This window comes from Polynucleobacter finlandensis (assembly GCF_018881755.1).
Lineage (GTDB): Bacteria > Pseudomonadota > Gammaproteobacteria > Burkholderiales > Burkholderiaceae > Polynucleobacter > Polynucleobacter finlandensis.
The window spans coordinates 87,489-100,077 of sequence record NZ_JACVPS010000007.1 but is presented as its reverse complement, the minus strand read 5'-3'; the positions used below and the strand labels follow the sequence as shown (position 1 = coordinate 100,077).

The window sequence follows — 12,589 nt, the reverse complement described above, 5'->3', positions numbered from 1 at the left end:
GGTCTAGGTATTCATACTTATAATTGCTAAGGGATACATATGAATGAATTTTTTTAAATATAAGAAAGTAATTCCGAGGGAGATTAAAAATTCAGAGCGATGTAACACGCTCCCTTTATTGCCCCTTAAGGGGACTAAAAATACGTTAGCCCTTATTCTATAAGGATTCAAAGCCTTCGTTGCCCCACTCCATCATGGGGGCAACGGCTAATCTTTTCTTTTTTATATTCTCCATGCCTTCATTCACCCTGGCGCTTCAAATCACGATAGAAATTCTCATGAGGCCCAAAGGTCAGTAATTTGATGCTTTCCTCATCCAATATTCGATACGCTAGCAAGCATAATTGCTGCGACAGTTTGAATTTGTAAACTCGAACTCCCAACAAATCCCCCGCCTTAGTCTCCCCAATGGATGGGTTAATGCTGATCACTTTGACCGCAGTATCTAATTCAGTTTTTTGAGAAGGATGAAGTTTTTTTGTAGCCTTAACAAACGTGGCTGTAACAAGTAAACGCATCAATTAAATACGTATTCGCCGACGACAGGCTCTTGATCTGCAATCAAGATCTCACGAATCATGGAAAACGGTAAGTCTGGGTTTTCTTGGGCAATCTTGCCGATCTGTGACCAGTACTCAATCTGCTTAGGTACTGAGCGATGCTCAATATGACCATATGCCCTAGCCTGCTCCACCAAGGAATCTGATAATTTGACGTTGATGGACATGTTGCCCCCTATTTTTGAACTTGGTTCCATTATAGCAAAATTAGTTCCTAAATGGAACCTTTTTAAACTAAAACATGAGAATAACTTGAAGCCCTAAATGCGTCTTTTAGAGGTAAGAGCCATCAGATAGGTGGTTTTTTCTTAGTCCTGCACTTGTGAGCGAGCAAAAGAAAAGGCAAGCGAAGTTGCCTCTGCTCATTCTTGAAGTGCTATCTAAAGCTAATTTAACTTAGCAATTTTCGCCTGTAACTCATGAGCCACCTCAAGAACCCCTTCGTACCCAGATCGCAAATGACTGGGTAAATCAGGATCACCAATCATCGTTCCTAGCGTTTCAGTAATGCTATAGATAATTCCTTTGGCTGCGCCCACAGCAATACTCTTGCTGCTGACAGCTTCATCAATATGGTTTACCGCATCCAAGAAATAATCATGACTGGGAAGTCCATTCAGTCCGATTGGCTCTCGATTCTTTTCTGGATTCATTTATCACCCTCCTTCACAACATTTGATCTGCTTTGTAGAAAAATTTGCGCGCATAAGCCAGAATCTCTTTATCACTTGGGTGATCAACCGTTTCCACGCCGACGATATTTGCAGCAATCTGTTGATCATGTTGATGGGCATGCTTAATCAACTCTAGCTTTGCTGAGCCGGGTCCTAGAATCAGAATTTCTTTTGATTCTTTCACGGCCTGCATTACTGAATGCAGGTATTTAACGTCCAACGAAACCCTGCCACTGCCCACTTCATTGGCCTTATGGTGCAAATGAGAGTGAGTCGATTTTGTTTTGATGATTTCTGCTTCACTGGCATCTTGACTCAGAAACATGACATGCGCCTCTTTGTGATCGATCCAAATAACCGCGTGATTAAGTGACATAAGAACCCTTTTATATTTATTGTTGGTTCTTATACCCTACTCCTTTATTGACCTCATTACAGCATTTAGGTGCTAATAAAGACCATATTCAGCCGTATGATGATCTAAATCAAATGGATTTCTCTTCGACTGACAAAAGACCTATTCTCACCCGTTACTGGATCCACAAAGGTGATCTCTTTTGCTAAGAGTTGTAATGGCTTTGAAAAATCCAAGTCATATTCTTGATAAGGGGTTAGTACTGGATAAATCTGGTCGAACTTAATCGGAATACCTAAGGCATTAAGATGGCAGCGCAGTTGATGCTTCTTACCGCTTCCGGGAGTTAATCGATATTTAGCCCAAGGCTTGACCACTTCAATCAACTCTATATAAGTATCTGCATTAGGTTCGCCAGCCACCTCCCTCATCTGCAAGAAGTGTTCGGACTCTTCTAGTCGACTCTGATACACCATTGGCAGTTTTGCAGACAACTCTTCTGAATATGGCGCAACTACTTCATATGCTTTGGTCACAACTCGATCCCGAAAAAGATTCTGGTAATGCGCCCGCTCATTGGGTTGGATACAAAAAATCACTAGTCCAGCAGTGTCGCGGTCAATGCGATGAATCGGACTTAAGTGCTGTAGGCCGGTCTTTTTCTTTAGTCGATTGAGTAAGGTTTGATGCAAATACAGGCCACTCGGTGTCACTGGTAAGAAGTGGGGTTTATCAGCCACCAGAATGTGATCGTCCTGATAGAGAATCTCCTCTTCGAAAGGAATCTCGGGCTCACGTGCCAAGCGCCTGAAATAGAGTAAATGGGCATTGGGTTGATAAGCGTCGCTAGCTGCTACTGGTTGACCATCTGCAGTCATCACCAGGCCTTCGCAAAAGCGAGCACCCCACTCACTAGGTTCAATATGAGGGAAATTGGCTATAAAGAAATCCAGGAGAGTTGGATAAGGCTCGCCAGCCGGCAAATACACGCGCGATGAAGAGACCCCTTCAGAATTAACTTGCATGTAAAGCGCCCCGAACCGACTAGCTATTGATAGTGGGCTATTTTAAAGCAAGCGCTTGTTTTATTTGACTGCCTGGCCAAATACCGGCTCACGCCTCTCTAAAAATGCAGTAATCCCCTCGCGGTAGTCACTACCCATGTAAACATTCTTGCGCAAAGATTGCAGATGCTCGAATACTGCTGGGTTCATCACTGCGGCATCTGAGAGCATTTGCGCTTGGGCTTTTAAGACCGAATTGGCTTGTGGTGAACGCGAAGCAATCGTTCTGGCCATTTGATAGGTTTTGTTTTCTAGCTCACCGGAGACGTAGAGGTGATTCAAGATGCCAATTTGTAATGCGCGGTCGGCACCAATCGGATCAGCGGTAAGGAACATCTCTTTGACAACATTCAGGGGCATTCTGGACATGAAATGCAAAATCCCACTGGCCGTATAAGGCAGACCCAGTTTTGCAGGGGTAATTGCAAAGGTAGAGTCGTGATCACCAATCGCAATATCGCAACTCATAATGAGATCGGTTGAGGCACCCCAAACAGAACCATCAACCATCGCAATCACAGGCGCTCTAAATGCGCGGATAGATTTCAGCAGAACCATGACTGGATCATCCGCCGGCAATGGATCACGCTCAGAGCGTGGCAACTCCATCACATCATGGCCTGCAGACCAGACTTTATTCTTTTGATCTGATCTGAGCACCAATACCCGGACATCCTCTTTGCCAAATACTTCAAGGGCATGGTGCATCTCTTCGATGAGGCACTCACTGAGAGCATTACGCTTCTCATAATGATTAAAGCGAATGGTTGCTATCAGATCCGCTTGTTCAGTTTTGATGTATTGATAATTCAATTGAAGTCTCTTTCCTGGTAATGCTTTATGCAGCGATCATGATGTCGCCGAGCTCCATCTTTTCCCACCAAATAAAGGGCAAAAGATAGAGTGGCTCACCCTGAGATTGCAAGATCTCCAGAGCGCCATCGTTGGTTTTGTTCGCCTCATACTTGCCGGGTACTAAAGACTTATTGCCATTATCTGTGCCGTCATTTCGACGCATTCTGGCTGTGATATTTCTGGTGACATAGACTTGCATATATCCTCCGATGTTTAAAGTGCCGACTGAATATGATTGCGAACCACTGGGTAAATCTGAGCTTCCCAGCGCTTACCGTTAAATACGCCGTAGTGACCTACGCCTGCTTGTAAGTGATGGGATTTTCGATAGCCTGCTAAGCCATTGCACATGTCTTGCGCAGCCAAGGTTTGACCGATGCCACAAATATCATCCTTCTCACCTTCTACCGTGAGCAGAAAGGTTTTTTTGATGGCTTTAGGGTTCACGGGGCGTCCACGATACGTTAACGTGCCATTGGGTAAATCACAATCTTGAAATACCTTCCGAATTGTCTCTAAATAGAATGGGGCAGATAAATCCATGATGGCGAAGTACTCTTCATAAAATTCATGAATGGCATCGGCTTTTTCGGTGTCACCGTTGACCCGATACTCATAGAGTTTTCTAAATGACTCAGCATGGCGATCTGGATTCATGCTCATAAATGCCATCAGCTGTAAGAAGCCTGGGTACACTCTGCGCCCTGTGCCGTTAAATTGGCTCGGGATGACACCAATCAACTTCTCTTCAAACCAGGTAATAGGCTTGCTGGTCGCTAGCTCATTCACCTTGGTTGGAATCATACGCACATCAAGCGGTCCCGCCATCAGCGTCATGCTAGCTGGCACGTAAGGGCTCTTGTCTTCGGACATTACTGCTGTAGCAGCCAGGCAAGCAACTGTCGGTTGGCACACCCCCATGAGATGGGTATCCGGACCAATGACTTGCAAGAAGTTGATGATGTGCTCTACATAAGAATCAAAATCAAAGTCGCCACAACTCAGAGGAATGTCACGAATATTGAGCCAATCCGTCACATAGACTTCATGGTCTTTTAATAATGTTTTGATGGTACCAGCCAAGAGCGTGGCGAAGTGTCCTGACATCGGGGCAACCAATAAAATCTTAGGTTGCCCTGCTATGCCCTCTTTTGTAAATCTCACCAAATGACAAAAATGTGTCGAGTAGACCAACTCTTCATGGACAAGCTGCTCGGCCCCTAGAGAATCAACAATGGATTTGATTTTGAAATCAGGTCTTGAGTGCGTAAAACCTAACAGCGATATCTGCTCGTAATGCGCCGCTAAGCGTTGCATTGGATTGAGCGAAAAATTACCAAACCAGTTTTTAGAAACGCGTTCAGAAGCGCTTGCAAAAAGGCGGACTGGATCATGCAAGTTGGCAAAGGTTTGGTATGCCCGATACATCATTCAGATTCCCTGCTTTCGATATGACGTAAGGCGCGCTCTGAGTCCTTTAGCGCAGGATCAAATACTCGACTGAGAGAAACATCATTAGCCACAATGGCAGCCGTTTGAGCGGCCCTTGCTGCTACGATAGAGAGGTGCACAAATCCAGATACATTGAATATCTTCAATAAATCCTGAGCACTTTCATCGTCAGCATTGATCTCACCAGACTCCATTTTCTCGAACAGCTTGCGATAGTATTGGCGCATGCCATCAACTTCATCCGCTAAGCCAATAATTCTTTGAAACAGCAGGGCAAAATCAGATGCCAATGGCTTATCCAATTTAATTTTGGTCACTTCCATGGCGTTACCCCGGGTACGGCTGCCGGTCCATTTGTAACTGAGACAGTACCAAAATCTGCTGGGCCCACAATCTCGAGGTACTCCATATCTGGTGAGTAGTCAAAGAGGTAGTGAGTAATGCCAGGCATTTGATGCACCACATCACCAGCCTCGACCAGCGTTGGCTTATCCTCATACATAAAGCGCGCCCAACCTTTGGTCATGATGACAATCTGAAACTCAGCGACGTGATAGTGCCAGCCGGTACCATCTTCAGGAGGCATATTGGCTTTGACTAAATGGGCAATTACTTTTCCACGGGTAGCTTTCGCTACGCCAAGATCACGGTAGAGGAAAAAGTCTCGCAGACCACCTGGAAGAAACTGGGTGTCGCCTGGTTTTACATGAGAAAAATCAGTATCACTAACAAATTTTACGGGTGCATTCATGATTAAAACTCCACTTCAAGCTCTTCAATGTCATCGGGTTCTTCAAGGGCGCCCATCACCCACTCCTTCATCTCTGGCAGCGCCATGATGTGCTCGCAATATTTCTGTGAAGCAGCATCAAGGTCGATGTTGTAAGTCAGGAATCTTGTGACGACTGGCGCAAACATGGCGTCAGCCAAAGTAGGAGATTTGCCAAATAAGAATGGGCCACCATACGTTTTGAGGCAGTCTTGCCAAATCACCAAAATACGATTGATATCAATTTGGGCTTTTGACCACACTTTGAATGACTCGAACTTGGCCTTGATATTCATCGGCAAGGAAGCTCTTAAGGCAGAGAAGCCTGAATGCATCTCTCCGCAGATCGAGCGGCAGTAAGCCCTTGCCACTGGATCGCTTGGCAATAAGTGGGCCTTCGGCTTGTGTTCGTTGAGATATTCGCCAATTGCCAAGGTATCCCAGACCTTGCATCCATCATGATCTAAGCGTGGCACCAAGATCGACGGGGATAGCAAGAGTAGTTCTGCGCGGTTATCCACATCGTCCGGAGCTACTTGCACTTCCTGAAATGCTAGCCCTGAAAATTTGAGCATCAACCAGCCGCGCAGCGACCATGAGGAGTAGTTCTTGCTGCTAATCGTCAGGGTAGTGTGCTTGGGCATATCAACTCTCTCTTTGGCTTAACTACAACTTATTCCTTCTAAAAGTGAGGAATTTGCCCCCATGCCCTATTTCAGACCGGTTTTACCCAAATTTGGGCTTAAGCCGGTTTTACGCACTATTAATGGGCGTACGCAATGTCTATATTTGGTGCGCAAGCATAGACTTTGAAGCATGTCTATACACGCCGCCCTCCACCACGTTACCGAATATCAATATGACCGCCCAGTCAAACTGGGCCCGCAGGTGGTTCGCCTGCGACCCGCCCCGCACTGCCGAAGTCATATCCTTTCTTACTCACTCAAAATTGAGCCAGAAGGTCACTTTATTAACTGGCAGCAAGATCCGTACGCCAACTACCAAGCGCGCTTGGTGTTTCACGAGCCAACGACGCATTTCAAGGTCACAGTGGATTTGGTTACCGAGATGGCGGTGTACAACCCATTTGATTTCTTCTTAGAGCCCGATGCGGAAAACTATCCATTCACCTATAGCTCTGATCTTAAAAAAGAATTGCGGCCTTACCTGGGCAGAATGCGCAATGCGACTTTAAACAAATATTTCAGAACGATTGATCGTAGTGAAATGCGCACGATTGATTTTCTAGTCAAACTGAACCAACAAGTTCAAAGCGATATTAACTACACCATTCGCATGGAACCTGGCGTGCAAACTCCAGATGAGACTTTAGATTTGCGCAGTGGTTCATGCCGAGATTCTGCATGGCTCATGGTGAACTTGTTGCGACTGTGTGGTTTAGCATCGCGTTTTGTTTCTGGTTATTTGATTCAGCTCAAGCCGGACGTCAAAGCATTAGATGGTCCTAGCGGTACCGAAGTTGACTTCACTGACCTGCATGCCTGGTGCGAAGTGTATTTGCCTGGAGCGGGCTGGATTGGCTTAGACCCGACTTCTGGTTTATTTGCTGGCGAAGGCCATATTCCTGTAGCTTGCACACCTGAACCATCGGGCGCCGCACCGATTGAAGGCGGTGTGGATGAGTGCGAAGTGGAATTTGCACACACGATGGAAGTAACGCGTATTTATGAATCACCTCGCGTTACCAAGCCTTACACCGAAGAGCAATGGCAAGACATTTTGGATCTTGGCAATAAGGTCGATAAAGAATTGCAAGATGGTGATGTACGCCTCACCATGGGTGGCGAGCCTACCTTTGTATCGATTAATGGTCGCGATGAGCGTGAGTGGAATGTGGATGCGCTGGGACCTACCAAGCGTGCTTATGCAACTGACTTGGTAGATAAGCTTCGTAAAGAATATGGTGATGGGGGTTTCCTCCACTTTGGGCAAGGCAAGTGGTATCCAGGAGAGCAATTGCCACGTTGGGCGCTATCGATTTACTGGAGGGCCGATGGCAATCCCATTTGGTCTAACCCTGCATTATTTGCCAATGAATCTAGCCCTATCCAGTACACCAGCAAGGATGCTGACAAGTTCATTCACACCCTCTCTAGAAATTTAGGCTTAGCAGATAAATTTATTGAGCCTGCTTATGAGGACGTGTTTTATTACCTCTGGCGAGAATCCAAACTCCCTGTCAATGTGGATCCGTTTAAGTCCAATCTCGAAGATGAGATGGAGCGCACACGCCTCAAACGCGTCTTCACACAAAAACTGGATTCAGTGATTGGTTATGTGCTCCCAATTGAAGCCAGTCATGGCCAAAGCTACTTAGATACCCAATGGAAGACAGGTCCATGGCTCTATCGCGACGACCGCCTCTATCTTTTACCTGGCGACTCCCCGATGGGCTATCGCTTGCCACTGGACTCTCTCCCATGGGCAAATAAGGCTGACTATCCTTATCTGATTGAAGAAGATCCTTTTGCACCGAGAGCGCCATTACCCAGTAGCGCCCCGATACTCAGGCAATATCAGAATGTCGGCCAGGGAGGTTCTAACTCTACCGTTAGTAGCAATCCCACTTCTAGCAAGGGCACCATCTGGAGCCAATCACAAGAAGTGCGTCAGCCTCAACGTCAAGAGTCTGCTGCTTGGATTACCAGAACTGCACTGTGCGTTGAAACACGCGATCCGATGCGTTCTAACGGACCTAAAGCAGAAACTGAGCACGGCGGGAAAAATGGTGCGCTCTATGTCTTCATGCCACCATTGGCACGTCTTGAGGATTACCTCAATCTCTTGCATGCGGTTGAAGCTACTGCGGAAGAATTAAAGTTCCAAATTGTTCTTGAGGGATATCCTCCGCCACGCGATCCAAGACTCAAACTCTTACAAGTGACGCCTGATCCAGGTGTAATCGAGGTCAACATTCATCCGGCGCATAACTGGAATGAATTAGTGAACCACACCGAGTTTTTATACCAAGCAGCTTTTGAATCTCGCTTATCTGCTGAAAAGTTTATGGCTGATGGACGCCATACAGGCACTGGCGGTGGTAATCACTTTGTGATGGGTGGTGCCACACCAATTGACAGTCCATTCTTACGTCGTCCAGAGTTATTGGCTAGCCTGATTCTCTACTGGCATAACCATCCAAGCTTGAGCTATCTCTTTAGCGGTATGTTCATTGGCCCTACTAGCCAGGCTCCGCGGGTTGATGAGGCTAGAAATGATCAGCTCTATGAACTAGAAATTGCCCTCAAAGAGATTCATGAGAATCGCAAGAAGTATGGTCAAAGCATGCCACCGTGGATGGTGGATCGCACTTTACGCAACATCTTGATTGATGTGACCGGCAATACCCATCGCAGCGAGTTCTGTATCGATAAAATGTACTCGCCCGATAGTCAAACAGGTCGCTTAGGCTTATTGGAATTGCGCGCCTTTGAAATGCCACCGCATGCACAAATGAGTATCGTTCAGCAGCTATTGATTCGGGCGCTGATTGCGCGCTTCTGGGATGAGCCTTACCTTGCTTCTGCCACCCGCTGGGGAACAGAGCTGCATGACCGCTGCCTCTTGCCAACTTTTATCAAGATGGACTTTGCAGATGTTATCGAAGAGATGCAAATCCATGGCTATGAGTTCAAGGCAGAATGGTTTGATCCACATCTCGAGTTCCGCTTTCCATTGATTGGTCAAGTACAAACTATGGGTACAGAAATTACTTTGCGCAATGCACTAGAACCATGGCATGTGATGGGCGAAGAAAATTCTGTTGGCGGCACTGCACGGTATGTCGATTCCTCACTGGAAAGAATTGAAATTCGGGTTACGGGATTAAATCAAAGTCGCTATACAGTGACCTGTAATGGTGAGCCATTACCTCTGCAGCCAACCGGTATTGCTGGTGAATACATTGCGGGCGTGCGCTATAAAGCCTGGAACCCGCCATCCAGCTTGCATCCCAGCATTGGCGTGCATGTGCCCTTGATTTTCGACATTGTCGATACTTGGATGAAACGTTCGATTGGGGGCTGTCAGTACCACGTCGCCCACCCTGGCGGTCGCAACTACGATAACTTCCCAATCAATGCTTTTGAGGCTGAAAGTAGGCGCCTATCCCGCTTCTTCCGCATGGGTCATACCCCTGGCCCGATGAAGGATATTCAGCCAAACATTGGACTGCAAGTAAGTCGTGAGTTCCCATTCACGCTTGATATGCGTCAATGAGACAATAGGGTGTGGACTCATCACAAGCCGAACCGTTGAATGCTAGCCTAACCTCATCTCTTTTAGATGAGATAAGTCGCCTATCGCCTAAAGCCGAAGAAGGTCATTTTGACGAGTTGCGCGGTAATGCAGAGGGACTACTTGCTCATTGGAAAACCTTTTTTGAGCAACTAGAGCCCACAGGTCTTGCCGACTTAGATCAGCGCACCCAAGAACTCAACCGACAAGTTCGAGACAACGGCATTACTTATAACGTATATGCCGATGAATACGGTCCACAAAGACCTTGGTCGGTAGACTTATTTCCACTCATCATCACAACTGATGCTTGGCAAGAGATTGAATGTGGCATCTTGCAACGCGCTCGCCTACTTGAAGCCATCATCACTGATGCCTATGGTCCGCAGAATTTACTCAAACAAGGTTTGATACCGCCAGCGCTAGTCCAAGGGCATCCTGGTTATCTACGTGCCATGCATGGTGTCAATCCAGCCGGCAACAAACATCTACACATTATTGCTTTTGATTTGGCAAGAGCCCCAGATGGGCAGTGGTCAGTTATTTCTCAACGCACCCAAGCGCCATCTGGTCTTGGCTATCTCTTAGAGAACCGCAACCTGATTGCGCGGCAATTTCCAAAATCGTATGAGTCAATGCACATTGCGCCATTGGCCAATGCCTACCGAGACCTGATTGATACTTTGAAGTCACAAAGTCCGGCGGGCGGTAATACACACATCGCCCTACTCACGCCCGGACCTTATAACGAAACTTACTTCGAGCATGCTTACCTTGCTCGCTACTTGGGGCTGACCCTAGTAAAGGGTGGCGATCTTACTGTTCGCGATCAACATGTATTTCTCAAAACTGTACGCGGCTTAGAGCCAGTCCATGTTTTATTAAAACGTTTAGATGATGAGTTCTTAGATCCCCTAGAACTGCGTTCGGATTCAACGCTAGGCATACCGGGACTATTACAGGCCATTCGTGCAGGCAATGTGATTATGGCTAATGCGCCAGGGTCAGCATTTTTAGAGTCGCCAGCCTTGTTGGGCTTTCTACCCGCCATTAGCGAATATCTACTCAATGAAAAAATCCAACTACCAGCAATGGATACCTGGTGGTGTGGCGAGCGTGCAGCATTAGAAGCGGCTATACCAAACCTTGGCCACAGTGCTATCAAGCCAACCTACCCCCAGTCTTTTGGTCATGAGAGCTATGAGTCCACATTGGGCGGAAACTTAAACCAAGCTCAACTTGATGAATGGGTCGGAAAAATCACCCGTCAGCCAGATGAGCATACGGTTCAGACTTATATTCCATTGGCGCAAATGCCTACTTGGCTAAATGCTTTTAATATCAATGACGCTTCATTGATTGAACCCCACTCTTATATGTTACGTGTCTTTGCTTTAAGTAATGGCCTTGATGGTTGGCAAGTTCTACCAGGTGGTTTGGCGCGCATCTCCACAAATGACTCTGGCATCGCCTCGATGCAAAGGGGTGGGAGCAGTGCAGATGTTTGGGTCCAGAGGACTGCTAGCAACCAAACGACTGATTCTGCGCCACAGCAAGTTCAGCATTCTAAATATGCAGTTCGTAAACGCCTAGTGACCAGCCGCGCTGCGGAAAACCTGTACTGGTTTGGCCGCTATACCGAGCGCAGTGAAAATATTCTGCGACTTGCTAAGTTGTATCTTGAAAATATCAATAGCGAATATATCCCATCAAAAGCCATGTGGATTTGGCTCGAGAAGCTCTGTGAGCAATATGGCTTAGTTCCCGAGGGCGTACCCACCAATCATGATCATGAAGAAGCGCGGCACAGAATTTATGAAAGAACACTGATTGATAGCTTGAGCAGTCTTGATCACGCCACCAGCGTTGGCTTTAATCTGAGCGCCATGAAGCGTACTGCCTCCAATGTGCGTGAGCGGCTCTCTCCCGAACAATGGAGCACTATCAATCACTGTATTGAAAACTTTCAAGCTGATTGCCATAAAGCTACTGCCTACCAAGATTTTTCCTCTTCACTTGCTATCGAGGCGCTCACGAGCGCGAGTCAGGCTCTAGCTGCTATCACGGGCGCACAAACTGACCGCATGACACGCGACGATGGCTGGCAACTCCTTGCCATTGGTCGTCATATTGAGCGCCTGTCCTTTTTGACAACTGCCCTCGATTTAGCGATCACCTCCGGCCTTCTCTTTAACCCTAAAGCAGATGACTCGGGCTATATCGCCCTACTGACATTGTTTGATAGCACCATTACCTTCCATGCGCAGCACCAACAGAGCCGTGAAATTGGTGCACTAGTAGATCTTCTCGTCATGGATGATGAAAATCCGCGCTCCTTGGCTTGGGTTAGTAAAGCACTGAGGTCTAGACTCTCAAAACTAGCAGGTACAGAACGTGATGCCCCCGATGAGCTCACGCGTAGCGTTACCAATCTTCAAGATTACTCTTTAGATCTCCTGATTGCCGTCAATGCAAATAACGATCTCCAGAATTTAAGAAGTTGTCTCGCCAATTGCTCGCAGGCAGCATGGAATGTTTCTGATGAAATCAGTGCGCGTTATTTCAACCTCATTCACCATAATGAATATAGCGTTCAGACTTAA

Annotated in this window: 13 protein-coding genes; 2 read left to right on the top strand and 11 right to left on the bottom strand. The window is 46.8% G+C overall.

The annotated features are described in order from the left end of the window. Positions 1–239: 239 nt before the first annotated feature. The 11 genes from ICN49_RS06480 to ICN49_RS06430 all read right to left on the bottom strand — a co-directional run bounded on the left by ICN49_RS06480 (position 240) and on the right by ICN49_RS06430 (position 6,373). Positions 240–518: a type II toxin-antitoxin system RelE/ParE family toxin gene (locus tag ICN49_RS06480; protein WP_216166864.1), complete on the bottom strand. Its 279-nt coding sequence runs from the start codon at positions 516–518 to the stop codon at positions 240–242. Then, positions 518–727: a TA system antitoxin ParD family protein gene (locus ICN49_RS06475; protein WP_216166863.1), complete on the bottom strand. Its 210-nt coding sequence runs from the start codon at positions 725–727 to the stop codon at positions 518–520. Before ICN49_RS06475 ends, ICN49_RS06480 begins: the two co-directional genes overlap by 1 nt. A 219-nt stretch (positions 728–946) precedes the next feature. Continuing rightward, positions 947–1,213, bottom strand: coding sequence for a hypothetical protein (locus ICN49_RS06470; RefSeq protein WP_216166862.1), 267 nt, complete (start codon positions 1,211–1,213; stop codon positions 947–949). A 13-nt stretch (positions 1,214–1,226) separates the two neighbouring features. Then, complete coding sequence (locus ICN49_RS06465) at positions 1,227–1,610, bottom strand: translational machinery protein (RefSeq protein ID WP_216166861.1); 384 nt, start codon at positions 1,608–1,610, stop codon at positions 1,227–1,229. A gap of 104 nt (positions 1,611–1,714) precedes the next feature. After that, the gene (locus ICN49_RS06460) at positions 1,715–2,614 is read right to left on the bottom strand and encodes a pseudouridine synthase (protein ID WP_216166860.1); all 900 of its coding nucleotides are present in this window, start codon (positions 2,612–2,614) and stop codon (positions 1,715–1,717) included. Positions 2,615–2,674: 60 nt separating this feature from the next. After that, the gene (gene scpB / locus ICN49_RS06455) at positions 2,675–3,466 is read right to left on the bottom strand and encodes a methylmalonyl-CoA decarboxylase (protein ID WP_216166859.1); all 792 of its coding nucleotides are present in this window, start codon (positions 3,464–3,466) and stop codon (positions 2,675–2,677) included. A 25-nt stretch (positions 3,467–3,491) separates the two neighbouring features. Next, entirely contained in the window at positions 3,492–3,707 is a 216-nt protein-coding gene (locus ICN49_RS06450) for a hypothetical protein (RefSeq protein ID WP_216166858.1), read from the bottom strand. Between the two features lie 14 nt (positions 3,708–3,721). Then, positions 3,722–4,936, bottom strand: a complete 1,215-nt coding sequence (locus ICN49_RS06445; protein ID WP_216166884.1) for a polyhydroxyalkanoate depolymerase — start codon at positions 4,934–4,936, stop codon at positions 3,722–3,724. Next, positions 4,936–5,283, bottom strand: a complete 348-nt coding sequence (locus tag ICN49_RS06440) for a hypothetical protein (protein ID WP_216166857.1) — start codon at positions 5,281–5,283, stop codon at positions 4,936–4,938. The genes ICN49_RS06445 and ICN49_RS06440 overlap by 1 nt, the downstream gene beginning before the upstream one ends. Beyond that, positions 5,274–5,711, bottom strand: coding sequence for a cupin domain-containing protein (locus ICN49_RS06435; protein ID WP_216166856.1), 438 nt, complete (start codon positions 5,709–5,711; stop codon positions 5,274–5,276). Before ICN49_RS06435 ends, ICN49_RS06440 begins: the two co-directional genes overlap by 10 nt. A gap of 2 nt (positions 5,712–5,713) precedes the next feature. After that, positions 5,714–6,373, bottom strand: a complete 660-nt coding sequence (locus ICN49_RS06430; protein WP_216166855.1) for a glutathione S-transferase family protein — start codon at positions 6,371–6,373, stop codon at positions 5,714–5,716. Between the two features lie 172 nt (positions 6,374–6,545). Here ICN49_RS06430 and ICN49_RS06425 point away from each other — a divergent pair, with 172 nt between their 5' ends. Further along, positions 6,546–9,968, top strand: a complete 3,423-nt coding sequence (locus ICN49_RS06425; RefSeq protein WP_216166854.1) for a transglutaminase family protein — start codon at positions 6,546–6,548, stop codon at positions 9,966–9,968. An 11-nt stretch (positions 9,969–9,979) separates the two neighbouring features. After that, positions 9,980–12,589, top strand: a complete 2,610-nt coding sequence (locus ICN49_RS06420) for a circularly permuted type 2 ATP-grasp protein (protein ID WP_216166853.1) — start codon at positions 9,980–9,982, stop codon at positions 12,587–12,589.